This window comes from Roseovarius sp. A-2 (assembly GCF_002072155.1).
Lineage (GTDB): Bacteria > Pseudomonadota > Alphaproteobacteria > Rhodobacterales > Rhodobacteraceae > Roseovarius.
The window spans coordinates 42,994-69,349 of the sequence record NZ_BDIY01000016.1 but is presented as its reverse complement, the minus strand read 5'-3'; the positions used below and the strand labels follow the sequence as shown (position 1 = coordinate 69,349).

Below are 26,356 nucleotides of genomic sequence, written 5' to 3'. Positions count from 1 at the left end.
GCAACAAATGGCGACGGTCCCATGCGGTTCTCCACGGTTTTCACCATCGGCGCGACATTCCTCGGGGCGGCAGCGATCAGCATGGTCGCGGCCGGCTTTGCGGTGAGCGCCATTGAGGATGGATCGCGGCACGGGGTGCGCGCAGCACTCGATCAACGCGGCCTGGTCTGGAGCGAAGTGGATACCGACGGATTGCAGGTGTTTCTCGCAGGCACTGCGCCCTCGGAGGCGCAGCGCTTCGAGGCGCTGTCGGTGGCGGGTACGGTGGTGGATGCCGCGCGGGTGATCGACCAGATGCTGGTGGAGGAGGCGGGCGAGATCGCGCCGCCGCGCTTTGCCATTGAGATTCTGCGCAACGAGAGCGGGATTTCCCTGATCGGCCTTGTGCCCGCGACGCTCGACCATCATCAGCTCATGGCGGATGTCGCCGAGGCGACGGGAGGCGCGCCGGTGGCGGATCTTCTGGACGCCGCCGATCATCCCGCGCCGGAGACATGGGAGGACGCGCTGCGCTATGCCGTACGCTCGCTCGGGGAGTTGCCGCGCACCAAGATCTCGGTCAGCGCCGAGCGGGTAGAGATCACCGCCATGGCCGAAAGCCTGGCCGAGCAGCGGAGGCTGGAGACTGCGCTGGCGCGGCGGGTGCCCGAGGATGTGCGCCTCGCGCTCGATATCTCCGCGCCGCGCCCGGTGATCACGCCTTTTACCCTGCGCTTCGTGGTCGATGCCAGGGGCGCGCGTTTCGACGCCTGCTCCGCCGACACCACCGAGGCGCGCGATCGCATCCTGCGCGCGGCGGGACAAGCCGGATTGCAGGGCAAGGCCGAGTGCACCGTGGGCATGGGCGTGCCCTCGCCCCGTTGGGCGCGGGCGGCGGAACTGGCAATTGACGCGGTGGATGATCTGGGCGGCGGCAGCGTGACATTCTCGGATGCCGATATCTCGCTCTGGGCACCGCAGGGCACCGAGCAGAGCCGCTTCGACGATGTGGTCGGGCGGCTTGAGGCGGATCTGCCCGATGTCTTCGCGCTCAAGGCGATCTTGCCCGAACCGCCCGAGACCAACGCGCCGGTGGCGCCGGAGTTCATCGCGACGCTGTCGCCTGAGGGCCAGGTGCTGTTGCGCGGTCGGGTTGGCAGCACGCAGCTGCGCGAGACGGTCACAAGCTTTGCCAAGGCACGCTTTGCCTCGGACGCGGTGCATGTCACGGCCCGTGTGGCCGAAAACCTGCCGCGCGACTGGTCGATGCGGGTTCTGCTCGGGCTTGAGGCGCTGTCGTACCTGTCCAACGGTGCCGTTACGGTCACCCCGGACAGCCTCGAAGTGCTCGGCAATACCGGACGCAAGAGCGCGGGCACCGAACTGTCGCAACTGCTGTCCGACAAGCTGGGCGAGGCGGGGCGGTTTTCGCTCGATGTGTCCTACAAGGAGGCGCTCGATCCGGTTGCGCAACTGCCCACGCCTGAGGAGTGCGAGGCGCGGATCGCGGAGGTGCAGAGCAACCGCAAGATCGGGTTCGAGCCCGGATCGGCGCGGATCGATTCGCAAGGTGCCGCGATCATGGACGAGATCGCCGAGATCCTGAAGGAATGCGGCGAACTGAAAATGGAGATCGGCGGCCACACTGACAGCCAGGGCCGCGAGGAGATGAACCGGCAGCTGAGCCTTGAGCGGGCGCGCGCGGTACTCAACGAATTGCGGCTGCGGCGGGTGTTGACATCGACCATCGAGGCCAAGGGTTACGGCGAGAGCGAACCGATTGCCGACAACGACACCGAAGAGGGGCGCGAGATCAATCGCCGCATCGAATTCAAGGTGATCCGCCCCGCGCCGGTGGTTGAGGAGCAAACAGCGCTTGAAAGCCTGGAGGATACGGGGGAAGAAGGGCAGGAGACAGACGCGCCCAATCAGGACCCGACCCCGGATGCACAGAACTGAGTTTATCATCGCTACCGCCATCGTGCTTTTCGTGGCGTTCTGCATGGGATGGTTCGCCAATTGGCTGGTGCATCGCTTCATCCGGGTCGGGGCGTCGGATGTGGGCGAACTGGAACGCATGGCGCAGGAGTTGCACGAGGCCGAGGAGACGCGCGATCAGGCGATCACCTATCTCCAGCAACGCGAGGCGGAGCTGACCAATCAGCTCAGCCAGACCGAGGCGGAGCTTGCGGCCACGATGGAGGGTTTGCGCGAGGCGCGTTACGAGGCAGAGCAGATGCGCGCCCATCTCGACAAGGTCAGCCGCGCGGCAAGTTGAGCGTGTCAGGGGCGGTGTGCCCCCTGCCGCCAGGCGCGCCAGGCCAGACCGGGTAGAATGAGCGCGCAGCGCGAATAGCGCAGGGTCATGCGGCGCGGATTGCTCAGCAGGCGCCAGAGCCATTCCATCGCGATGCGCCGCACCCAGAGCGGCGCGCGCCGCTGACGCCCGGCGATGAAATCAAGCCCGGCACCGATGCTGGCAAAGCCGATATGCGGCAGGGCTGCATGGGCCCGCGCGGCGAACACTTCTTGTTTCGGCGCGCCAAGGGCGAGAAAACACAGCCCCGCGCCGGAGGCTTCGAGCGTCTCAATCACCTCCGCGCCCTGATCTCCGAGCGGGGCGAATCCCATCGGCGGGGCGATGCGCACGGCGATCTTCAGGTCCGGCACGCGCGCGCGCAATCCGTCTTCGGCCCCGTTCAGCGCCGCCTCGGTGCTGCCGACGAGGGCGAGCGGCGTGCCGCTCTCGGCGGCGAGGCGCGCCAGCGGCTCGATCAGATCAGAACCGGGCATCAGCTCCACCGGGGCCTTGGCCAGCCGCGACAGCCAGACCACCGGATTGCCATCGGCCACCACGAGGTCATGTCGGGCATAGGCGTCGAGAAACTCCTGGTCGCGCGGCAGTTTTACCAAGTGATCGAGATTGAGCGTCGCGAGCGCGAAGCCGCGCCCGGCGCGCAGCCGGTCCGAAATCTCGGCGAGCAGCGCCGTTCGGGTCGGCGGTGCGATGCGCAGGGTGCGGTCGTGAATACGGAAGTCCAAGTGATTTATCCTAGAGGCATCTGTCCCGCTCCGGGTATAACATCCTCTCGGGCAGAGTGCGGCGAATTCGCGGGGATTTCCGGATTTTCACCTGTGCGGCTGTGCCCTGACGGCACCACCCCGTGTCAAGGGCTTGTAATCCCCCGGGAATGGTCTGAATCTTGCCACGTTCCATGGGTAGCGGGGATGCATGAGACAGGCGAACGGGGCAGAGCGGACGGCCGATCAGGCCGGTGGCGGGCGCGTGGCGCTCGTGGGCTGCGGATTCGTGGCCGATCTCTACCTGCGCTCCCTTGGCGTGCATCCCGAGGTGACGGTGGTGGCGGTGCATGATCGCGATTCGGCGCGGCAGGCGGCGTTTGCGGCGCATTGGGGGCTGCAGGCCGAGAACAGTCTGGCGGCGTTGCTGGCTAGGCTTGCGCCCGGCGATGTCGTGCTGAACCTCACCAATCCCGATGCGCATTACGAGATCAACCGCACCTGTCTGGAAGCCGGGCATCACGTCTATTGCGAAAAGCCGCTGGCGATGGAGATGGCGTCGGCTCGCGCGTTGCACGATCTGGCGGCGGCGCGGGGTTTGATGCTGGTCTCGGCCCCCTGTTCGGTGCTGGGCGAGGCGGCGCAGGTGCTGCTCTCGGCGGTGCGGCGCGGCGTGGCAGGCGTGCCGCGCCTTGTCTATGCGGAGTTGGATGACGGCTTCATCCCGCAGGCCCCCTTTGCAAAGTGGCTGAGCGAGAGCGGCGCACCCTGGCCGCATGCGGATGAGTTTCGCGTCGGTTGCACGCTGGAGCATGCGGGCTATTACCTGTCGTGGCTCATCGCCATATTCGGCCCGGTGGAGCGGGTGGTCGCCGCCTCGGCCGAAGTGCTGCCCGACAAGCCCGGCGCGTCAGGCACGCCGGATTTCTCGGTAGCGACGCTGTTTTTTGCGCAGGGCCCGGTGGCGCGGTTGACCTGTTCCATAGCGGCACCGCATGATCACCGTATCCGGGTGATCGGAGATGCCGGCGTCTTGCAGGTGAAAGAGGCCTGGAATAACGCTGCCGCCGTACGGTTTCACCGGCGGCTGATCCTGCGGCGACGTTTGATGGAGCACCCGTTTGGCCGTCGCTTGCGCGCGCGCGCGGCCTCGCATCCCAAGGTGGGCCGGTGGGGGGCGGCGTCGATGAATTTCGCGCTTGGCCCGGTTGAGATGCTGGCGGCGCTGGCCGAGGGGCGGGCTTGTCGGCTGACGAATGCCATGGCGTTGCATCTGACCGAGGTGACGCTGGCCATTCAGAACGCGGGCTGCGATGCAGGGGCGCAAGTCATGCAAAGCACATGCGAACCGATGGAGGCAGCATCATGGGCCTGACACTGATGATCACCGGGGCAGGCGGCTTTCTGGGCCGCGCGGTCGTGGACGAGGCGGAGGCGCGCGGGCACGAGGTGCGCGCGCTGACCCGTGACGATCTCGATCTCGCCTCGGGGAAATTGCCCGCGCTCGATGGGGTGGATTGCGTGATCCATCTGGCAGGGTCGCTGTCGGGGGACTGGTCCGTGCAGGCCCGCGACACGATCGGGGCTACGCGCGGGGTGCTCGAGGCGATGCAGGCGCAGCCGCTGCCGCCGCGTCTGGTTCTGGCAAGTTCCATCGCGGTCTACAGCGCGGATGCCAAGGGTGTCGTGACCGAGGCTACCCCGCTGGAAGATCGCCCCAATCGCCGTGACGCCTATGCACGCGCCAAGCTTGCGCAGGAGGATATGTTGAGGGAGAGCGGGTTGCGTCACACCATCCTGCGCCCCGGTGCGATCCTTGGCCCCGGACGGATGACGACCGCGCATCTGGGGCATGGTATTGGCGGCACGCTGATCCTGATGGAGCGTGGCGGTGAAGTGCCGGTGGTTTCGGTTGCGGATTGTGCCCGCGCCTTCGTGCGGGCCGCCGAGGTGACGGGCGAGGGCCGCGCGCTCAACATCCTTGGGACGGACCGGCCGTCGCGGGCGCGCTATGTCGCGGCGCTGCGGCGCACGGGCTGGCCGCGCCACGTGCTGCCGCTCAACTGGCGGCTTTTGATGCCGCTGACCTGGCTGCTCTCGCCCTTTGGGGCGCACCTGCCGGGGCTGTTGCGCCCGGCGGTCCTGCGCACCCGGATGCGGCCCCTGCGCTATGACATCGCGGCCGCGGAGGTGGCGCTGGACTGGACACCGCAGGACGATTTCGAAACGGCTCTTGATCGCGCGACCGAGGGCGGGGGATGAGCCCGCGCATCGCCTATCTGACAGGCGAGTATCCGCGCGCGACCGACACGTTCATCCAACGCGAGGTGGCGGCGCTGCGCGCGCGCGGCCTGACGGTCGAGACCTGTTCGATGCGCCGCACCGGGACGGATCATCACACCGGACCAGAGCAGCGGACAGAGGCAGCGGGCACGTTTCATGTGCTGGAGGCGTCCCTCTCGCCACGCGGCCTGATCGCGGCGCATCTGGCGGCATGGCGCAGGCCGGTCGCCTGGCTGCGGGCGCTGCGGCTGGCGTGGCGGACACGCCCGGGCGGCATCAAGCCGACGCTCTATCAATTCATCTACCTCGCCGAGGCCGCCGTGCTGGCACAGCATTTGCGCGCGCGGGGCCTGACGCATCTGCATAACCACATCGCCAAGTCGAGTTGCACGGTCGCGATGCTGGCCTCGGAAATGTCGGGCATTCCCTACAGTTTCACCCTGCACGGGCCGGATATTTTCTTTGACTCCTATCGCTGGCGGCTGGATGAAAAGATCGCGCGGGCGCGGTTTGTGGCCTGCATCAGCCATTTTGCCCGCTCGCAGGCGATGGCGTTTTCAAGCCCTGAGCATTGGAGCAAGCTGCATATCGTGCACTGCGGGGTTGACCCCGCGCGCTATGACGGGCCTGCGCCGGACGCGCCCGCGCATCTTCTCTTCGTCGGGCGGATGGCGGCGGTCAAGGGTGTGCCGGTGCTGCTGGAGGCCATGCAGGAACTGATCGCGGATCATCCGGATTTGCGCCTGACGCTGGTCGGCGACGGGCCGGAGTGTGAATGTTTGCAGGCACGGGCGCAGGGCCTTGGGGATCATGTGGACTTCGTCGGCTACAAATCGCAAGACGAGGTGGCGGCATTGCTTCACGAGGCGACCGCGCTGGTCCTGCCAAGTTTCGCCGAAGGGCTGCCTGTGGTGCTGATGGAGGCATTGGCCGCCCGCGTGCCGGTGGTGACGACGCGCATCGCGGGCGTGGCGGAACTGGTCGAGGACGGGGAAAGCGGGCTCTTGGTGTCGCCCGGTGACGCGGTGGCGCTGCGCGCGGCGCTGACGCGGGTGCTGGGCGATCCGGCGCTGCGCCGTCGCATGGGCGAGGCCGGGCGCGCGCGGGTGGTCGAAGAGTTCGCCTCCGACAGCGAGGCGGCATGGCTGGCGCGGCTTTTTGAGGGCTATGCGACCGGCACGCCGCCCGAAACCCTCAGACCGGAGAGGCGCGCATGACCCTCGCCGTGGTGCTGATCGGCCGCAATGAGGGGGCGCGGCTCGTGGCGTCGCTGGCCTCGCTCGACGGACGGCGCGTGGTTTATGTCGATAGCGGCTCTACCGATCACAGCGTGGCGGCGGCGCGGGCAGCGGGCGCGCAGGTGGTAGACCTGGACCCCGCCGCGCCCTTTACCGCCGCGCGGGCGCGCCATGCGGGGTTCGAGGCGCTTGGGCCGATGCCGCCCGAAGTGGTGCAATTCATCGACGGTGATTGCACCGTGGTGCCGGGCTGGATCGAGGCGGGGTTTGCGGCTTTGCAGGACGACCCGGACCTTGGGCTCGTCACCGGCTGGCGGTCGGAGATGGCCCCTGACGCCTCGGTCTACAACGCGCTTTGCGATCACGAATGGCATCGCCCGGCGGGCAGGATCACGGCCTGTGGTGGTGACATGATGGTGCGCAGTGCGGCCTATATCGAAGCCGGGGGATTTGACGCGCAGGTGATCGCGGCCGAGGATGACGAGTTTTGCCAAAGGCTGCGCAAGGCGGGATGGGGGCTGCGGCGTCTGCCCCTGCCGATGACCCGGCACGATGCCGCGATGACGCGCTTTGGCCAGTGGTGGCGGCGCGCGGTGCGTTCGGGGCATGGCTTTGCGCAGGTGGGCGACCTGCAGCCGGGCTATTTCACGCGTGAACGGACGCGGGTCTGGATTTATGGTCTCGGGTTGCCGGTGCTGGCATTGGCCGGGCTGGTCTGGGGACCGCTGCTGGTGCTGGTCCTCGCGGCTTATCTCTTGTCGTATACCAAGACGGTGCAGGGGCTGCGCGGCGCGGGGCTGGCGACCGGCACCGCGCTGCATCATGCGGTGTTCTTGGCGCTGTCGAAATTTCCCAACCTGATCGGCATGTTGACCTATTATGCGCGCAAGCGGCGCGGGGCGGCGATGCGGATCATCGAATACAAGTGAGCGGTTTCTTATGACGGATAAGACGATCAATGTGGGGCTTGTCGGCGCGGGCTATATCGCGGGCTGGCACGCGGCGGCGCTGCGGCTGACGCCCGGGGCTCGGCTGGCGGCGGTCTGTGATCTGTCGGCCTCGGCGGCCGAGGGGCTGGCGGGCGCGCATGGGGCGCGAGCCTTTACGTCGCTCGACGAAATGATTGCAAGCGGCGCGGTCGAGGCGGTGCATATCCTGACGCCGCCCGACAGTCACGCCGCACTGGCGCGCAAATGCCTCGGTGCCGGGCTGCATGTGCTGGTGGAAAAGCCGGTGACGCTCTCGGGGAAAGAGGCGGCCAGCCTGACCGAGGCGGCGCGCGCCGCCGGACGTCACCTTGCCGCCGGGCATAATTTCCTCGGGCTGCCCGCCTATCAGCGCCTCAAGGCGCAGGTTGCGGCGGGCGATCTGGGCCGGGTGTCGAGCGCCGAGATCGCTTGGGCCTTTCCGCTGGGGCCGCTGCGCTCTGGACCGTTCGGGTTGTGGATGCTGCGTGAGCCGGGGAACCTTCTGCGCGAGCTGGGGCCGCATCTCTTTGCCTTCGCGCACGATCTCTTTGGCCCCGTGACGGTGACGGGCCTGCACCTATCGAAGCCCGTGCAGCTGCCCGGCGCGGGCACCCGCCCGCAGAGTTGGCGGATCACGGCAGAGGCGGGGGAGGTTGATCTGGCGATCAACCTGCAACTGGTCGAGAGCATTGACGATCGCTCGCTCACCCTGCGCGGCTCCTCGGGGTTGGCGCGGCTGGATTACGCGGCGGATGTGCTGGTGGTGGAGCGTGAGAACACTGCCGATCTGGTGCTCAACCCGTTCCTGCGGCAGATGGGCGGGGTTTGGGGGCATCTGCGTGAAGGCGTGGCCAATGCTGTGCGGCAGGTCGGATCGCTGAACCGCAAGTCGCCTTATGCGCTAGGGTTCATGGGTCTGTTCGAGGAGTTCTATGGTGCGATCCGGGAGGGTCGACCCCTCGATTCACGCTTTGACGGCGCGGCGGCCGAGGGTGTGATGCGCGCGATTGACGCCACCATTGCGCTGATGCCGGATCAGGGGCGCGAGATCCTGCGCCGCCCCAAGCCGCGCCGCAAGCCGAAGCCCACGGCGCTGGTGATCGGCGGTACCGGGTTTCTGGGCCGCGACCTGACGCGCGCGCTGGTGGCGCAGGGCCATGATGTGCGGGTGCTGTCGCGGGGGGCGCATGGGCCGTTCGATGATCTGCCCGAGCGGGTCGAGACCTGCGCCGTCTCCTTGCGCGACGAAGGTGGCCTCACCTGCGCGATGGAGGGGGTCGAGGTGGTCTATAACCTCGCCCGCGCGCTTGGCACCTCGTGGCAGGACTGTCTGGAGAACGATATCGGCGTCTCGGACCGCATTGCGCGGGCGGCGCTGGCGGCTGGCGTCAAACGCTTTGTCTACACCGGCACGATTGCCTCTTATGACATGTCGAATCCCGCGACGGTGATCACCGAATCCACACCCTTTGCGCCCGATATGAGCGACCGCAATCTCTATGCCCGGTCCAAGGCGGAATGCGAGCGGCGGCTATGGGAAATGCGGCGCGACCATGGCCTGCCGCTGAGCATCGCGCGGCCCGGCATCGTCGTGGGCCATGGCGGGCCGTTGCAGCATTGGGGCATCGGGCGCTGGCACGGGGCGGGGGCGGTGCGGCTCTGGGGAGAGGGCGACAACCCGCTGCCCTTCGTGCTGATCGGCGATGTCTCGGACGCGCTCATACGGATGGGCGAGAGTGCGGCTTCCGTGGGGCAGTCCTTCAATCTGATCGGCGATGTGCAACCCTCGGCGCGCAGCTATTTCAACGCCATTCACCTGCGGCTGGGGGCGCGTCTGCGGGTGAGTTCGGGCAACCTGACGGCGCTCTGGGCGTCGGATGCGGCGAAATCCGTGCTCAAGACCCATGCGCTGCGCCGGCCCGGCGTGATCCGCGCCTCGCTGCGCGACTGGAAATCACGGGCGCATTACGCGCGGTTTGACAATGCCAAGCCCAAGGCGCTTTTGGGCTGGGCCCCGGTGGCGGAGCGCGAGGCGTTTCTGCAAGAGGCGGTGGACCGGGCCAACCTGTTGGGGTTCTGAGCCACGGGGCATATAATCAGTGATTTTCCGTCGCATTGTTGCCGGAATTTGGCGGCATACCGGGCGCAACTGGCAGGAGACCCCGGATATGGCAGCACTGGCTCGCCTCTTGATGATGCATGGCACGCGCCCCGGCGCGCGGTCGCGCATGGGGGGGTGTCCATGAACCTCTCGCGCCATGACGCCTATATGCGCCGCCGAGAGGCGCGCCGCGCGGCCGAGGAGGCCGGGGAAATGCCCGAACCCGTCTATGAGGAAAGCTGCGGTGAAAGCGCGATTGAGGAGATCGCGGATGAGTTCGCCCTTCCGCTCGACCCCGGGATGCGCGCCGACCCGGAGGAGGCGCTTGCCGTAACCCCCGAATCGCAAGACGTTCCTGAGCCTGAGCCTGAGCCTGAGCCTGAGCCTGAGCCTGAGCCTGAGCCTGAGCCTGAGCCTGAGCCTGAGCCTGAGCCTGCATCATGGGAGACCCTGCGCCGGGTCACGCTCGATCGCCGTCATCTCATGCGCAACCGGCTCATCTCTGCGACGCGCGAGAATCCCGCGCATGTCGCCTTTGACGTGCTGCGCACCAGGCTGGTGGCAACCCTGCGGGAAAAGGGGTGGCGGCGGGTGGCGATTACCTCGCCCACGCCCGATTGCGGCAAGTCTTTCGTGGCGTCCAATCTGGCCATCAGCCTGTCCCGCCAATCCGCCCTGCGCACGATTCTGATGGATCTCGACATGCGCCGTCCCTCGCTGGCGCAGAATTTCGGGATCGCGGATCCGGGCAGCATGGAGCGCTTTCTGATCGGTGATGTGCCGATGGAGGATCATTTCGTCAGACCCCAGGGTAATGACATGCATATCGGGACCGATCTTGCACTTGGGCTGAATGATCAGGCCGAGAGCTATGCCGCAGAGCTGTTGCAGGCCCCGAAAACAGCCGAGGTGCTGGCGGAGCTCTATGCCCGGCTGAACCCCGATGTGGTGATCTTCGACATGCCCCCGGCTCTGTTCTACGATGATGTCCTGGGGTTTCGTCCGCAATTCGACGGTGTGCTGCTGATCATCGGCGGCGGGCACAGCAAGGCGAAGGATGTGCGCGATGTCGAGGCAAGGTTCGGCGCGGAGACGCCGTTACTTGGGGTGGTGATGAATCGCGCCGAGGGTGAGAATATCACCAATTACGGATATTGACCCGGCTCAGTTGCCGCCAAGCTGGCGCAGCGGCATCAGCCTTTCCTGAACGAGGCGAATCAGGACCGGCAGGATCAGCACGATCAGAACCAGCGCACCGAGCCGTTTCAGCAGGCGCGCGCGCAATTCGCCGCGCACCGGCACGACTGGGATCGAGACGACCGGGGTGATGTCAAGCTCCTCCCTGACCTGCGCGGAAGTGCGCAGCACCGGGTTCATGATTTCCCAGACAAGCGCCAGTATGAGCCCCAGCATGAGGCTGGCGATTCCGCCCGCAAGCGCGAGTTTCTTGCGGCTCGTAGATACCGGGAACTCGGGTGGAATGGCGGTCTCTAGGATTTCGAACCGTTCCTGTTGCTGACGGCTTTCGAGAACGCTGGCGATTTCGGCCTCGACCCGGTTGCGAATGATCGTGTCAAGCTGTTCCTGCAATTGTCCAAGCGCGCGGTTCAACGCGGCCAATTCGCGCTCGACGCTCGGCGTCGCCTCGATGGCCGTCTCTATTTCGGCGATGCGGCGCGCGACGAGGTCGCGTTGTTCGGTCAATTGCCCGATCTGGCGATCGAAAACTTCCTGCCGTTGCCGGACGCTTTCGGTTTCCAGCGTGATGATCTGCTGCTCGATGTTCAAGAGCGCTTCCTGCAATGTCCCGAGTTGGTCGCGCATCGGCCCCATATTGGCGGGCAGGGCGTCGGCATTGGCGCGCTTGAACTCTGCGATCTCCTCTTCCAACGCTACGATGCGCGCCTCGACGCGGGCTTCTTCGGCGTTGTAGAAATCCAGCGTCTCGCGCACGGTTTGCATGCGGCGCTCTCGGTTCTGGGCGATCACCGTATCGACAAAGTCATTGGCGACATTGGCGGCCTTCTGCGGGTCGCCCAGCTTTACCGTGATGCTAAGCCCCGAAGGGATGCTGGCGGCGGGACCCGCGGCAGGCACGCTGACGGTGATCGGTGTGATCCGGGCCGAGATCCGCAACTGGTATATCTTCTCGCCCATCGGCATCGCAGTGGCATCGGCAAACAGCTCGTGACGGTCGATGATCTTGATCAGGTGATCGCGCGACATCAGCCGCTGCTCGATCAGTTGCACGCGGTGGCGCGCATCGCTGCCGATGATCTGACTGCGGCCGTCACGGTCGACCTGCGGGGTCTCGATCTGGATGACCGCCGTTGCCTCGTAGGCCTTGGGCTGGTTGAGCGCGACGATCACCGAAACAACCGAGCCGATCAGCGCGACCAGGATGATCAGCCACAGCCTGCGCCGCAGCATCCGCATCACATCGGGCAGGGATTTGATTGAACTCATGATCTACCTATCAGCGTCGCGTTGCATCACGTCGACGAAATGCCGATCAGGGGCCAAACCATGCCGACAGATCCGGCGGGTATTCCCGCACGCCCCGCCGACCGAATGCCCCCAAACGGTCCTGACAGAATTACGTCTTGATTTCGCCCCAATCTAACGTTCCGGCCACATTTGCGCCACAGTTTAATGACCGCGATCCGGAAACACTGTGTTGATTTGGTTGGGCAGGGTCACAAGCGCGGCAACGATCCCGTCCGCGATCACGAGATGCCCGGAAAATGCGGTGCGTCGGGGGAATGGCGGGCAATGGCGTGTCAGCATGGCGGTGAACCCGGTCGCGTCGGCCGTGAGCGTGATCGTCAGATCTTGAAATTCGAGCAGAGCACCGCTCCGGGCATATTGCGCCTTGTAGGTGGCCTCCTTGGCGCAGAAAATCAGTCGCGCGGCGAGGGGCGAGGTATGGCGCGCGTGCTCTTGCGGGGTGCAGACCGTATCTATCAGATCCGCGGGTAAGGGTGAGGCCGGTTCGAGATCGAGGCCGACCCCGGCAAGATCGCTCCTGCGCGCGACGACGGCAAAACATACACCCGCGCCGTGGCTGATCGTGCCGGTTAGGTCTTCCGGCCAGATCGGGGCGCGGTCGGGGCCTTGCGGGATCGGTGCGGAAGGTAGGTCAAGCGAGGTCATGGCCGCGCGCGCGGCGCGGCGTCCGGCGGCGAATTCACGCATCCGGGCGGGAATGGCGCGGATCATCGTCGCCTGTTCCTCGGGCATGAGGTCGATCGGGGGGGCGGTCGGATCGGCCTGCCCGAGTGCTGTGCCGGGTGGCAGCATGGCGCGCAATGCGTCGGTCAGGCTCATCCCCGCCGCGCGGCGCGCATGGCGCGGCGCTTGGCCATCGCCTCGGTTCGGGCGGTGGCGCGCTTGTCAGTGACCGGGTCCGGTCCGGGATCGTTGGCCGGTTGCGGCGCGTCGCCGCGCAATTCCGCCACCCGCGCTGCCAGCGTGGCCAGTTTCGGACAGCGGAAGATATCGGTGATGCCGAGCCGCTCGACGGCCAGTTCGCTGCGGATCTCGCGATGCGCCTGCACCGCCAGCAGGGAATGCCCGCCAAGGTCGAAGAAGCTGTCCTGCGCGCTGATTCCGGACACGCCGAGGATGCGCGCCCAGATTGCCGCGATCTCGCGCTCGATATTGTTGGCGGGGGTGACGGGGGCCGTCGCCTTGGCCGGGCGCGGCGCTGTGACCTGCGCGGGCGCGGGCAGCGCCTTGCGGTCGATCTTGCGGTTGGGGGTGAGCGGGAACGCGTCGAGCGTGATGATATGGGCGGGGATCATGTGGGCGGGCAGGTGCTGCGCCAGATGGGCCTTGATCGCGGTGTCAGGCGCGGTGCCGCGCAGATAGGCGACGAGGCGCGGATTATTGGCGGCATCCTCGCGCAGGAGCACCACGGCCTCATCGACGCCGGAGCAGGTCTCCAATGCCGCCTCGATCTCGCCCAGCTCGATCCGATAGCCGCGCAGCTTGACCTGTGTATCGGCCCGCCCGATGAAATCGAGCCGCCCATCGGCGCGCCAGCGCACGAGGTCGCCAGTGCCGTAGATGCGCCCGCCCTCGCGGAACGGATCGGCGCGGAAACGGTCGGCGGTGAGATCCTCGCGGCCCAGATAACCCCGCGCCACGCCATCGCCGCCGATCCACAATTCGCCCGGCTGCCCGACCGGCACGGGCTGCATCTCGGGGTCCAGAACATACGTTTGCGTATTGGCGATCGGCGTGCCGATGGGGCAGGGGCCGGGGCTGTCCTCGGCGGGGCCGGTGGTGGACCAGATCGTCGTCTCTGTGGGCCCGTACATGTTGGTGATCTGTGCGTCGGTGATCCCGCGCAACTCCTGCACCAGGCTGCCAGGCAGCGCCTCGCCGCCCAGCATCAGGTGGCTGATCTGTCCGAGCGCATGCCGCGCCTCTTCGTTCATGGCGATCATCCGCGCCATCGAGGGGGTGCATTGCAGATGCGTGACCTTGTGGCGCAGGATTTGTGCCGCGATGGAGAAATCATCCTGCGCGATTCCGCCCACACGGTTTGAGCCTTCCAGCACCCGCGCCAAGGGCCGCAGCCCATCCAGAACCTGCCGCACCGGGATGCCGTAGTCGATCAGGCAGGCCACTTCATCCACGCCGATGCGCTTGAGCTCTTCGACCCGCGCGACGCAATCCTCGACCGTGCCGAAGAGGCCGGAGTCGTTGAAATACCGCTCGAAGGCGAAATCGAGGATGCCCTCGAGTTCCTCGTCCTCCAATGATCCGAGATCGAGTTGAAACGCGTTATCCACGCCTTGCGGTTTCTTGAAGGCCGGGAAGGCCCAGGCATATTGCTTGATGAGCCCGGCGGCGGAGCGCAGGTAATCCTTCATCGGTTCGCGCGCGACACGGGCGGCCTCGTCGCGGCTGTCAGCCACGTAGGTGTGCAGCATCAGCGTCACGGTGAACTCGGCCGGATCATGGCCTGCCTCGCGCAGGGCGGCATGGTAAAGCGCGATCTTGTCGCCGACCTCCTGCACCGACTGGCCCAGCAGATGGGTCAGCACATTGGCCCCGTTGGCCCCCGCCTCGCGCCATGTCTCGGGGTTGCCGGCGGTCGTCACCCAGACGGGCAGGTCGGTGGAGACCGGGCGCGGTTGTGTGACCACCTCGTGCAGAGTGCCATCGGCCCGGGGGAAGCCGACGGCCTCACCCTTCCACAGCTTGCGCAGATCGCGGATCGCGTCAAACATGGCGGGCTTGTTGTTGGGCGGCGCGTTTTCGGGGCGCAGGACGAAATCGTCGGGCTGCCAGCCCGATGCGATGGCCATGCCCGCGCGCCCGTTGGTTAGATTGTCGATCACTGCCCATTCCTCGGCGATGCGGGCGGTGTGATGCAGCGGTGCCACGCAGCTACCGGCGCGCACGGCGAGGTTTTGCGTGACGGCGGCGACGGCCGCACCGGTGACCGAAGGGTTGGGGTAGGGCCCGCCGAAGGCGTGGAAATGCCGCTCAGGCGTCCAGACCGCGCAAAACCCGTGAGTGTCGGCGAACCGCGCGCCTTCGAGCAGAGATTTGTACTTGTCGCGCCCGGTGCCGTCATCGTTGCCCCAATAGTAGAGGCTGAATTCCATGCCGCGCTCCGACGTGGCGATCTGCCCCGAGGAGACGAGCGCGCGGCTTTCCTCGCCGCTGAGCACGAGGATGTAACCGCGTGCGAGGCTGTAGAAGAGTTCCAGCACCGAGATGTCGAAACTGAGGCTGGTGACGGCGAGCCAGACCGCGTTCGGCTCGGCGGGGATACGGTCATCCATCCCGGCAAAGAAATTGGCGACGTTGCGATGCGTGACCATCACGCCCTTGGGGCGGCCAGTGGAGCCGGAGGTGTAGATCACATAGGCCAGATCGTCGGGCCCCGCGCCGCCGTCGGGTGCCGTGTCGGGCGCGGTAGTAAGGCGCGGGTCACTGTCGATGAGCACTCTTTGGGCGGCGCCCTGCGGCAAGGTGTTGGCCACGTCCGAGCGGGTGATCACCACCCGCGCGCCGCTATCGCTAAGGTATTGCGCCAGCCGGTCGGCGGGATAGCCTGGGTCCATCGGCACATAGGCGCCGCCCGCCTTCCAGATCGCCAGCGCGGCCGCGACCATATCGGCGGAGCGCGGCAGGCACAGCCCGACCAGAACACCGGGGCCGACACCCATCTGGCGCAGCACATGGGCGAGGCGGTTGGCGTGCGCGTCGAGCGCGGCATGGGTCAGGGTCTCGGCCTCGAAGATCAGTGCGCGCGCCTCTGGGGTCTTGTGGGCTTGCGCCTCGATCAGGCGGTGGATGGGGCGGGCGTCATAGGCGGTATCGGTGCGGTTCCACGCCTCGATGAGCAGTCGGCGTTCGACCTCGGGCATGGTGGCGGTCTCGCCACGCCCGAGTGCCTCCAGCCGCTTGGCTAGCAGGTCGGCCATCGCGGGCGACAGGCGGGCGGGATCGTAAAGGAGCGCCGGGGCATCGGACAGATCGACGGTCACCACAGTGCCGGGAATGAGCCCATCGCCCGCACGGCGCAACCCCAGATGCGGGCGATGTGCGGCGTCGAGCGCGGGATCGCGGGCAAAGAGATCGAGTGCGAAGGGGCCGCGCGCATCGGCCTCTTCGATATCGTCGACCAAGCGATCCGCCGCCACCGGAACCCAGGGGCAGGCGAGATCCGCGGCCCCGGCCTGTGCGCGACCGCAATAGGCCAGATGCGCGCCCGCCTCGCCGCCAAGTCGCATGGCCCATGTGGCGGTGGCGGCAAGTGCGGTCTCGGGCGCAAGGCCAAGCGCGCGGCGCTCTGCCGGGGCACTCTTGGTGGTGGCAAGGGGCAGGGTGACCGGGCGCATCGCCGACAGCTTCCTGCGCCAATAGCCGTCCTGCGCGGCAAGGTCTCCAAGCGCCTGTCGGTCCTCCTGAGAGGCAGGCGAGATCACGTGGCCCAACGGTGCGCAGGCGGCGAGATCGACCGCGCCACCCTCGGGACCGGTGAGCTTGCTCAGGCGCAGCGCGCCTTCGCCACAGGCCACTGTCAGTTGGGTGCCGTCATTCTCCAGCACCGTGCCCGGCGCAGCGTCGCCCTGCACCGGCGCGGCCTGCCCGGCGAGCAACAGGTGATCTCCGACACGAAGGCGCGCCATGCAGAGCGGATTGAAATAACCACCATGATCGAGCGCGCGCACGACCCGCGCCAGATCAGCGGCGGGATGGGCGAAATCGAGCCATGCGGCGGCGGGCCGGTCGCATCGTGCGTGATAGCAGCGTGCGTCGGCGTCCTGTGTCGTCAGCGACTGCAAGCCGTGTTCCAGCGCGTCGATCACCTGGCCGAAGCTGTCGAGCGCCGCCGCGTAGCATTTGGCGTTGAGGGTGAATGCGGTCTCGTCCGGCGCGATGTCAAACAGGCGCTGCGCCACGATGCGGCCCTCGTCGATGCCACCCTCGATCAGGTGCCAAGTGATGCCGTGCCGGTCCTCATCCTGCAGTATGGCCCAGACCGGGGCGTTCAGCCCGGCGTGGCGGGGCAGGGGCCCGTCGTGGAAATTCACCGCGCCGCGCGTGGCGCGCGCCAGCACGTCCTGCGGCAGCAGATCGAGATTGGCAATGGATAGGAGCCAGTCACAGCTCAGATCGCCCAAGCGTTCGGTCAGCCCCGCACCGGGGGTCTCGACGCGCAGGCCCTTGTCCTCTGCCCAGCTTGTGACATCGGCGTGGCGCGTGACCACCGCCGCGATCCCATGGCCGCGCGCCAGCCACGCCTCGCCGCATTGCAGGGCGAGGGATTCGTTGCCGATCAGAAGCGCCTTCATCATGCGTCCGCCTTTCGTTCATTCGTGCCCCGCAGCGTAAGGCCCAGGTCACCCAGCACCAGATCGCGCAGGAAATGCGGCGGGCGCGGTGCGCCCTTGCGCCGGATCAGCCGCCACAGGCTGCCGAGGCCCGCACCCGTCAGATGTGCCAGCGTGACGAGCGCGAGATAGCCGCGCCCGTGGTTCTTGATGAAATAATATCGGCGCGACGCGAACCAGTAGTCCGGCACCCGGCCCCAGCTCTTCATGCCGGTGGAGACCGAGCCGATATGCTCGACGTGGGATCCGGCCACGTAATGCGTCTGCCAGCCCGCTCGCGCGGCACGGAGGCAGAGGTCGGTTTCCTCGAAATAGAGAAAAAAGGTTTCGTCGAAACCGCCGATCTCGTCGAGCGCGTCCTGCCGGATCATCAGGCTTGCGCCTGCCAGCCAGTCGACGGGCTGCGTGGTCTCGGGTACCGGAAGGGGTACGATGTGACGGCGCAACAGGTGGCTGAATGTGCCGATGCGCGCGGCACCCTCGAACTCGCCCAGGATCGACGGGAAGCGAAAGCAGGTGACATGGCTTTTGCCCTCGGGCCCGTGGATATGGCTTCCCGCCAGCCCGGCACTGGGTGTCGCCTCAAGATGCGCCAGCAGCTTGGCGATGGCATCTTCGGCCGGAAAGGCATCGGAGTTCAGGATATAGGTGTAATCGGGACGCGTGCCGTCCGAGAACCCTGCGCGTATGCCTGCGTTATTGCCCGCACCAAAGCCGCCGTTATGGCCGGATTGTATCACGCGCACCCGGTTCCAATCCCTTGTTTCCGATTGCATTTTCTCGAAAGAGCCATCGCCGGAATCATTGTCGATAATGACGATCTCGCCCGCGATATCGACCATGGCGCGCTGCGCGGCACGTGCGGCCTTCAGTGTCATCTCGGGCGTGCGCCAGTTGAGCACGATGGTCAGGACGCGGGGGCCGGTCATTCAGCGGCCTCCCTGTGGTCCGGGGGTGCGCTTTGCGTGTCCTCTGCCACCTCGATCACGCGGCGCATGCGCGCGGCGAGGACGCGGACATTAGGCTCCAGCACCATGGAATCGTGATCGCCCGGCACCTCGGTCACCGACAGGTTCGGGGCCAAGCCGGACCAGTCATTGTCGGGCAGCACATAGGCGCGCTCGGAACTCACCCATTGACCGTTCGAGACCTGCCACTTGCCCGATTGCGGCGGGCGGAAGAGGTGCAGCCTGCCGGTCCACGGGCGGACCTGGTATTTGGCTATGGCGCGGTAGAAGGCGGCCTCGATCTCATGATCGTGAAACTGGTGTTCGGAGGTTTCCGTGTGGTCCTGCGAGCGGCGCCTGGCGATCTCCCATTTAAGGCGCCGCGTCGCCCATTTGAGCGGGTAGAGCGGGCCGGAGGATTTCAATTCCTGCCATTGTATGAGCGTCCTGTCACGGCGCGACAGCGGGCGGCGTTGCGGCAGCGGCGTGTCGAGCAGGATCACCACCGCCACCGTTTCGCCCGCTGCCTCAAGCTGCTGTGCCATCTCGTAGGCGGTGATGCCGCCACCCGAGAAGCCGCCAAGCAGATAGGGGCCATGCGGCTGCACCTGACGGATCTCGGCGATCATGTCGCGCGCGGCTTCGGTCAGGTCGTCATGCGGCGCGTCGTCGCCGTAGAGCCCGCGCGCCTGAAGCCCGAAGAACGGCCGGTCATCGCCCAGAAGATGCGCCAGATGCCGCAGGTTGAGGACGTTGCCGAACATGCCCGCGACAAGGAAGAAGGGCGTTTTCGGCCCCCCCTCGCCGCGATGCATCGGCACCAGATGGGTGAAGCGGCGGGCCGGTGCGGATGTCGCGGGCGCGCTGTCGCCCGCCTGTTGCGGGCCGATGCGGGCCTCGATCAGGCGCGCACAGGCGCGGATGGTCGGGGCCTCGAACAGGATCGAGATCGGGAAATCGACGCGGTAGGCCTTGCGGATCATGCCGAAGAGCCGCACGGCGATCAGTGAATGGCCGCCAAGATCGAAGAAGCTGTCTTCGACGCCGACCGGGTCGAGGCCGAGAAGATCGGACCAGAAGCCCGCGAGCCGGGCCTCGATCTCGCCCTTTGGTGCCATGTAATCGCCGTCGAGATCGGGCCGCTCGAACCGCTGGCCGCCCTCGTCGGCTCCTTGCGGGCCCGCCTCGGCCTGACGGATCAGCGCGGGCAGATCGAGCGAGGAGACCAGCACCTGCGGCTGACCGAGGGCGAGCGCACGGCGGAACGCCTCGGCACCCTCACTGGGCCGGATGCCTTCGCGCAGGTTGTGGCGCAGGCGTTCTTCGGCGGGGCTGTCGGGGGTGGTGTCGACGCTTGCGTCAAAGCGGATTTCGCCCGCGCGGGGCGGGGTGATCGCCAACCCGCCCGCCTGTTTGCGAATGGCGAAATCGGTGATTTCGACCAGTACCTGACCGGCGGAATCGGTGAGCGTGATGTCAAAGCGGGCGATGCCGGTCTCCTGGGCCTGACCGGTGGTCAGCCGTGCGATGCTGTAAATATCCTGCCCTAGCGGCGCATGCACCCGCAGCGCGCCATAGGACATCGGCACCCAGAGATCGCTGCCGTCATAGCCCTCGATCAGCCCCATCGCCCAGCCGGTGGCGATATCCATCAGGGCGGGGTGCAGAAGATGGCCTGCCGCCAGATCGCCCTGCGCCTCGGCGGGCAGGCGCAGATGGGCGAGACCCTCGCCCGGGCCAAGCCCGCGCGCCATGAGCACGCGCCAGCGGGGGCCGAAATCGAGATGCGCCTCTTGCGGGGAGGGCAGGGGATCGGTGGTGGCCTCGTCCCAACTCTCCATACGTGAGCGCATGGTGGTGATGTCGAGCGGCGCAGGCGGTGTGAGCGGCAGTAGGCGCAGATCGGCCTCGGCCAGAGTGATCCAACCTGTGCGGCCCGCCTGAAGGTGGTTGGCCTCGATCCGGGCGGCGTAACCCTGATCGCTGCGGGTCAAGGTAAGGCGCATCTCGCGCGTGGCCCCTTTAGCGAGGTCGAAGGGGCGCAGGAAAATCAGATCGCGGATCTCGAACGGGCTGTCCTCGCCCTGCGCGCACAGCGCCTGTGCCAGCAGGTCGAGATAGCCGGTGCCAGGCATGAGCGCCTGACCGTCGCGCGTACGGTGCTGATCGAACACCCAATGGGTGGCGGCGCTGTAGCTTGCGTGAAAGACGCGGTTGCCTTCGGCGTCGAAGCTGACCGCGTCGATCAGCGGGTGATCGACCGGCAGGCGCGGGGCGGCGGGAATGGTGCCGGTCTGCTGTGCCACGGCCTCGGCGGCCATGCCGACCTCGGCCCAGATGCCCCAGTCGAGCGCCAGCACGCGGGTGCGCCCGCCCGCTCGGGACCGGGCATAGGCGTTGAGATATTCGTTGGCGGCGACGTAATCGACCTGTCCGGCAGGCGCGGTGGCCGTCGAGGAGGACGAAAACAGCACCAGCCAGTCGAGCGTGCCATCTGGAAAGACCTGCTCCAGCACCTGGGTGCCGTGGATCTTGGGTGTGAACACATCCTCGATCGTGTCCGGCCCCTTGGCCAACAGGGGTGCGTCGGCGATGACACCGGCGGCATGGATGATGCCGTTCAGGCGGCCAAAGCGCGTCTCGATCTCGGAGCGTGCGGCCTGCATGTCCTCGATATTGCTGACATCGCCTGCCACCACCATGACCTCGCCGCCAAGCGCCTCGAGGCGGCTCACGGCGGCGATGCGGCGGGCGAGCGGGTCGGCGGCACCGCGCGTCGCGGTGATCCGGGGCCAGTCGGCGCGGGGCGGCAGGGCGTGGCGGGCCATCAGCACGATATTGGCGCGGTTTTTCGTGATCAGATCCTCGGCCAGCGTCAGACCGATGCCGCCGAAACCGCCGGTGATCAGCACGGAGTCGCCCTGGGCAATCGGGGCGCTGCCGGTCGCGAGGTCCGTGGCGCGCCATGCCATCTCGTAGCGGCGGGCGCCGCGCAGGGCGGCCTCATGCGTGTGGGGGGCTTGCAGAAGATCCTCGAGCACGCGGGTCACAAGCCCCGCATCGGGCGCGCCGCGCGCGGGCAGGGTCAGGTCGAGGCTGGCGGTGGTCACATGCGGCATCTCACGCGGGATCACGCGCAAGGGGCCTGCGAGCGTGGATTTGGCCGGGTAGGGCAGCGCCTCGTCACGGGTTTGGGCGGCACCGGTGGTGAAGGCGGTGATATGCAAGGGCGTGTCCAGCCCCTCGTCGCCCACGGCCTGCGCCAGAAAGAGCAGGCTGTAGAAGCCCTGTTCCTGCACCCGGTGGAAGAAGCTGGAGCCGGGGCGGTGACGCTCGTTGCGGGTGACCAGCCAGAAATGCGCGATGCGTGTAGGCGCGCGGTTGTCTGCGACAAGCGCGCGTATCAGCTGGTCATAGCCCTCGCGCCCGCGTTCTGGTGAGAGGGTGTAGCGCCCTTCCTCCAATCGCGCGAAGCTGTCGCCGGGTGTAACGGTGGTGACGGTATGGCCCGCGGCGCTGAGGCGCCCGGCCACGGCGCGGGCAAGGCCGGTGTCGTCCTCGAAGACCAGCCATGTCTGCTTGGGCAGTTGCGCAAGGTCGGCGTCAGACGTGATTTCGACCTCCGCCAGCCGGGGCTGCCAATGGGGCGTGTAGCCCCAGTCGGTGAGGGTGTCGCGATGAGTGGGCCAATCGTCCTCTGCCGTCGCGCGGGGCACGCCGGGGGCGATGAAATAGGGTTTGTGCTGAAAGGCATAGGAGGGTAGCGGCACACGGTTGCGCGTTGCCTCGCCCCAGATCTGCGGCCAGTCGATCTCGACCCCCACGGCCCAGAGACGGGCCAGCATGGCGATGAAATATTCGTCGTCGGCGATGCTGTCCTCAGGGTGGCGCAGGGTGCCAATGACCTGATTGGCGCTGATCGCGCCATGCGCCTGTGCCAGCGACGAGAGCGCCTTGCCGGGGCCGACCTCGAGGAAGACGCGGGCCGACGTCTCGCTCAGCCGGGTGAGGCCGTCGGCGAAGCGCACGGTATGGCGCAGATGATCGACCCAATAGGCGGGATCGGTGGCTTCTTCTGCCGTGAGGTAATCGCCCGAACGGTTTGACAGGATTGGAATTTGCGGCGGGCTCAACTGGATCGAGCGCAGGTAGTCCCCGAAGCGTTCAAGGATGGGCTCGAGCATGCGGGAATGGGCGGCGATGTCGATGGCGATGCGCTGCGGCTCGATCCCCTCGGCGCGCAGGCGGGTGTCGAGATCGTCGAGCGCGGCCTGCGGCCCCGAGACGGCGGTAAGGTCGGGGGCGTTGAGCGCGGCAATGTCGAGATGTGCGCCGAGATAGCATTTCAGGGCGTCAGCGGACAGCGGCACGCTGAGCATGCCGCCCTTGTCAACAGTGTCGAAGAGTTGCCCGCGCAGATGCACCAGGCCGATGCAATCCTCAAGGCTCAGGACACCGGCGAGGCAGGCGGCGGTGTTCTCGCCCATGGAATGGCCGATCAGGGCCGCAGGGGTCACCCCCCAGCTCTGCCAGAGTTGGGCCAGCGCATATTCGGTGATCATGATCAGCGGCAATTGCACCGAGGGGCGTTTGAGGCGCGCGTCCGCCGCCGCCACCTGATCGGGGTCAGGCAGCCAGAGCGCGCGGATGTCGTAATCAAGCCTGGGCGCGAGGATATCGAGGCCGCGATCCATCCAGTCGGCAAAGACCGGCTCGGTCTCGTAGAGGTCGCGCGCCATCCTGGCATATTGCGCGCCGCCGCCGGGGAACATGAAGACCACATCGGGGTTGTCGAGCGCCTGATGGGTGAAGACGCGGCGGGCGTCGCCCTTGTCGAGCCGGTCGGCGGCCTCGGCATGGGTGCGGGCGACGGTAATGCGGCGACGCTCGAACGCGCGGCGGCCCTGCTTGAGGGTCCAGGCTACATCGGCCAGCGGCTGTTCGGGGTTTTCGCGCAGATGGGCGGCCAGACGGGTGGTGGCATCGTCCAGCGCGGATTTCGAGCGCGCGGAGAGCACGATAGGCTGAAACGGCCAGTCGCTGTCTTCGGGGGCGGCACGGGCGGGCGGTTCTTCCAGCACGACATGGGCGTTGGTGCCGCCGACGCCCAGGGAATTCACCCCGGCGCGGCGGGGATGGTCGCGTTTGGGCCAAGGGCTAAGGCAGTCATTGACCGAGAACGGACTGCCCTCAAAGGCGATGGCGGGGTTTGGGGCCTCGTATCCCAGAGAGGGCGGCATTTCGCCGTGATAGAGCGCAAGTGTGGCCTTGATCAGGCTGGCGACGCCCGCTGCGGTGTCGAGATGGCCGATATTGGTCTTTACGCTGCCGATGCGGCAGAAATCGCTTGCCTCGGTCGTCTCGCGGAACGCTTGTGTCAGCGCCGCCACCTCGATCGGGTCGCCGAGATAAGTGCCGGTGCCGTGACATTCGACATAATCCACGGTGTCCGCCGTGACGCCCGCTACCGCCTGCGCCTCGGCCACCGCCGCTGCCTGACCGTCGACCGAAGGCGCGAGATAGCCCGCCTTGGCCGCGCCGTCATTATTGACCGCAGAGCCCTTGATCACGCCCCAGATGTGATCGCCGTCGGCCAGTGCATCCTCTAGCCGACGCAGCGCCACCATGCCCGCGCCGGAACCAAAGACCGTGCCCTGCGCGCGGTGATCAAAGGCGTGGCATTCGCCGTCGGGCGACAGGATCTCGCCCTGCTTGTGAATATAGCCACGGTTCTGCGGCAGCTCGATTGTCACGCCGCCCGCCAGCGCCATGTCGCATTCGCCATTCAAGAGCGATTGTGCGGCATAATGCACCGCAACGAGCGAGGTGGAGCAAGCGGTCTGCAAGCCGAGCGATGGCCCCTTGAGATCGAGGATATGGCTGAGTCGGGTGGTCAGGAAATCCTTGTCATTGCCGGTATGGCGCAACAGGAACAACCCGACATCGTCGACCAGATCGCGGTTGGAACAGAGGTTGAAATAGAAATAACTCCCCATGCCGCAGCCCGCGAAGACGCCAATGGGGCCGGGAAAGGTCTCGGGCATGTGGCCCGCATCCTCCAGCGCCTCCCACGCGACCTCCAGAAAGCGGCGGTGTTGTGGGTCGAGGATCGCGGCCTCCTTGGGTCCGAAGCCGAAGAACTCGGCATCGAACATCTCGAACCCGTCGAGCGGCGCGGCAAAAGGCACGTAATCAGGGCGTCGCAGGGTCTGCGGGGCCTCACCGGCGGCCAGCAACTCGGCCTCGCTCAGCCGACGGATGGCGCGGTGTCCGGCGCGCAGGTTCCGCCAATACTCGGCCACGGTCCGCGCACCGGGCAGATGCGCGGCCATGCCGACGATGGCGATTTCGGTGCCGCTCGGATCGGACATGCTCATGTCACCGGCCAATAATGAACATTGATGAAATCATAAGAGTTCCCGTATCTCTCCACAATGCGACGGTTTTGCGGCATCGGCTTGGCAATTCCGGTGTCATGCGGTGACCGGATCACCAGCCTGAAAGCGCCGCGAGATCGGCAATCGCGGACCCATTAAGCCAGAAGGCCAGCACGGCCACGCCGAGGCCCAGCCCGGCCATTACCGCGTCATGCAGTGGATCCCAGGCATTCATGCGCCGCGCTAGCCAGACAACGACCGGATAGGCCACGACCATCGCCGCCCCGTAGCTGAGCAGCGCCCCCAGGAGCCCGCCCCACTCAAGGCCGAGCAGGAGAGCCGCGATCATCGCCACCGCCTTGGCCAGCGTCAGCACGAAAAAGCGTTTCGAATCGCCCGCCGCGAGCGAGGCCTGATCATAGGTCATCACGATGATCTGCGGGATTTGCATCGCGGCCATCACCACCACGACGGCCCCCGCCATCGCGTAACGATCATCATACATAATACCGATGAGCCAGACGCCAAGACACGCGAACCCGGCGGTGAGCGCGGTCAGTCCCGACGTGACGGCAAAGCGCATGCGCTGCAACTTGGCGAAGTTCTGCGGACTGTCGCCGGGGGGCAGTTCGCGGTAGATCGGGATCAGCAGCCGCCAAGTAAAGAGGTTGCCCAGAAGCATCGGAAAGGAGCCGAGAAAGAAGCCGATATTGTAGACGCCGAACACCTCGAAGCTGAGATACTTGCCCAAGATCAGCTTGTCGGCCTGGTTAAACAGAAAGCCGCAGATCGTGCTGAGAAATATCCACTGCCCGAACGTTACCATCTCGCGTAGGGCCGGGCGTTCCCAGCCTAGGCGGTTGCGCGCGCCGGGCAGGGTGAGCCAGTAAAACAAAAGTGTCACGCCCGTCGCGATTACATTGGAAATGACCAGCGCCCAGACCGATTGCAGCCACCACGCGAGCGCGATGCCGATCACGATGCCGGTAATCTGCGCACCGAAATCGACCGCCGTGACTCGCCCCCACCGCAGGTGCCGCTTGGCGGTATCGAGCGCGGTGGGGTAGAAACCTGCCAGCAGCAGGCCGAGGCCCGCGACCGGCAGCATTTGCAGGAGCAGCGGCTCGTCATAAAACCACGCCAGCGGCCAGGCCAACGCGCATGCGATGAAGAACAGCGCCACCCCGCGCAGAAGCTGGATGGTCCAGGCGGTGTTCAGAAAGGCCGGATCGTCGCCGCGTTTGCTTTGCATGATGGCGGGGCTGATGCCCACGTCGGAGAATTGCATCAGCCCCTGGATGACCACGTTGACGATGGCCATTATGCCGAAAGCCTCGGGGAAGAGCAGCCGGGTGAGGATCAGGTTCGAGGCCAGCCGCAGGATCTGCGAGACACCGAATCCGGCCACGGTCAGCGCCGATGAGCGCAGCGCCCGGGCGAGCAGCCCTTCGCCGGAAAATACTCGTGTTGCGGCGCGCATCGGTCCTCTTTCGCGGTTTTTGGGTGCTTGCCGTATAATGGCGGCGATTTCACGGCAATTCCATTGAAATCGTGTGGTTTTTAGGGGTGGCGGATCCTCGGGC

Annotated in this window: 15 protein-coding genes; 8 read left to right on the top strand and 7 right to left on the bottom strand. The window is 66.6% G+C overall.

Annotation, left to right across the window (positions count from 1 at the left end; translation table 11 throughout):
- The first annotated feature begins 21 nt into the window (after positions 1-21).
- Together BHD06_RS15970 and BHD06_RS15965 are read left to right on the top strand one after the other, a co-directional pair.
- Entirely contained in the window at positions 22-1,938 is a 1,917-nt protein-coding gene (locus BHD06_RS15970; RefSeq protein ID WP_080457979.1) for an OmpA family protein, read from the top strand.
- Positions 1,925-2,257, top strand: coding sequence for a hypothetical protein (locus BHD06_RS15965; protein WP_080457978.1), 333 nt, complete (start codon positions 1,925-1,927; stop codon positions 2,255-2,257). Before BHD06_RS15970 ends, BHD06_RS15965 begins: the two co-directional genes overlap by 14 nt.
- Before the next feature lie 5 nt (positions 2,258-2,262).
- Here BHD06_RS15965 and BHD06_RS15960 read toward each other — a convergent pair whose 3' ends face one another.
- The gene (locus BHD06_RS15960; RefSeq protein WP_080457977.1) at positions 2,263-3,021 is read right to left on the bottom strand and encodes a WecB/TagA/CpsF family glycosyltransferase; all 759 of its coding nucleotides are present in this window, start codon (positions 3,019-3,021) and stop codon (positions 2,263-2,265) included.
- A gap of 190 nt (positions 3,022-3,211) precedes the next feature.
- Between BHD06_RS15960 and BHD06_RS15955 the strand changes: the two genes are divergently transcribed.
- The 6 genes from BHD06_RS15955 to BHD06_RS15925 all read left to right on the top strand — a co-directional run bounded on the left by BHD06_RS15955 (position 3,212) and on the right by BHD06_RS15925 (position 10,748).
- Complete coding sequence (locus BHD06_RS15955) at positions 3,212-4,375, top strand: Gfo/Idh/MocA family protein (RefSeq protein ID WP_080457976.1); 1,164 nt, start codon at positions 3,212-3,214, stop codon at positions 4,373-4,375.
- Positions 4,366-5,262 carry an NAD(P)-dependent oxidoreductase gene (locus BHD06_RS15950; protein WP_080457975.1) on the top strand — a complete coding sequence of 299 codons (897 nt, stop codon included), beginning with the start codon at positions 4,366-4,368 and terminating at the stop codon, positions 5,260-5,262. Before BHD06_RS15955 ends, BHD06_RS15950 begins: the two co-directional genes overlap by 10 nt.
- The gene (locus BHD06_RS15945) at positions 5,259-6,500 is read left to right on the top strand and encodes a glycosyltransferase family 4 protein (RefSeq protein WP_080457974.1); all 1,242 of its coding nucleotides are present in this window, start codon (positions 5,259-5,261) and stop codon (positions 6,498-6,500) included. The genes BHD06_RS15950 and BHD06_RS15945 overlap by 4 nt, the downstream gene beginning before the upstream one ends.
- On the top strand, positions 6,497-7,450 hold the full coding sequence (locus BHD06_RS15940) for a glycosyltransferase family 2 protein (RefSeq protein ID WP_080457973.1): 954 nt from the start codon (positions 6,497-6,499) through the stop codon (positions 7,448-7,450). The genes BHD06_RS15945 and BHD06_RS15940 overlap by 4 nt, the downstream gene beginning before the upstream one ends.
- Positions 7,451-7,460: 10 nt before the next feature.
- Positions 7,461-9,569 (top strand): NAD-dependent epimerase/dehydratase family protein, encoded by a 2,109-nt coding sequence (locus BHD06_RS15935; RefSeq protein ID WP_080457972.1) that lies wholly within the window; start codon positions 7,461-7,463, stop codon positions 9,567-9,569.
- A gap of 162 nt (positions 9,570-9,731) precedes the next feature.
- The gene (locus BHD06_RS15925) at positions 9,732-10,748 is read left to right on the top strand and encodes a CpsD/CapB family tyrosine-protein kinase (RefSeq protein WP_176214378.1); all 1,017 of its coding nucleotides are present in this window, start codon (positions 9,732-9,734) and stop codon (positions 10,746-10,748) included.
- A 6-nt stretch (positions 10,749-10,754) separates the two neighbouring features.
- On the opposite strand, the gene BHD06_RS15920 is transcribed toward BHD06_RS15925, so the two are convergent.
- The 6 genes from BHD06_RS15920 to BHD06_RS15895 all read right to left on the bottom strand — a co-directional run bounded on the left by BHD06_RS15920 (position 10,755) and on the right by BHD06_RS15895 (position 26,253).
- A complete protein-coding gene (locus BHD06_RS15920) occupies positions 10,755-12,056 on the bottom strand; it encodes a Wzz/FepE/Etk N-terminal domain-containing protein (RefSeq protein ID WP_080457969.1) in 1,302 nt (433 codons plus the stop codon).
- Between the two features lie 183 nt (positions 12,057-12,239).
- Entirely contained in the window at positions 12,240-12,917 is a 678-nt protein-coding gene (locus BHD06_RS15915) for a 4'-phosphopantetheinyl transferase (RefSeq protein ID WP_080457968.1), read from the bottom strand.
- On the bottom strand, positions 12,914-17,413 hold the full coding sequence (locus tag BHD06_RS15910; protein WP_080457967.1) for a MupA/Atu3671 family FMN-dependent luciferase-like monooxygenase: 4,500 nt from the start codon (positions 17,411-17,413) through the stop codon (positions 12,914-12,916). The genes BHD06_RS15915 and BHD06_RS15910 overlap by 4 nt, the downstream gene beginning before the upstream one ends.
- Entirely contained in the window at positions 17,410-18,378 is a 969-nt protein-coding gene (locus tag BHD06_RS15905; RefSeq protein ID WP_080457966.1) for a glycosyltransferase, read from the bottom strand. Before BHD06_RS15905 ends, BHD06_RS15910 begins: the two co-directional genes overlap by 4 nt.
- Positions 18,375-24,767 carry a type I polyketide synthase gene (locus BHD06_RS15900; RefSeq protein WP_176214377.1) on the bottom strand — a complete coding sequence of 2,131 codons (6,393 nt, stop codon included), beginning with the start codon at positions 24,765-24,767 and terminating at the stop codon, positions 18,375-18,377. The genes BHD06_RS15905 and BHD06_RS15900 overlap by 4 nt, the downstream gene beginning before the upstream one ends.
- A gap of 118 nt (positions 24,768-24,885) precedes the next feature.
- A complete protein-coding gene (locus tag BHD06_RS15895; protein ID WP_080457964.1) occupies positions 24,886-26,253 on the bottom strand; it encodes an oligosaccharide flippase family protein in 1,368 nt (455 codons plus the stop codon).
- Between the last annotated feature and the right edge of the window lie 103 nt (positions 26,254-26,356).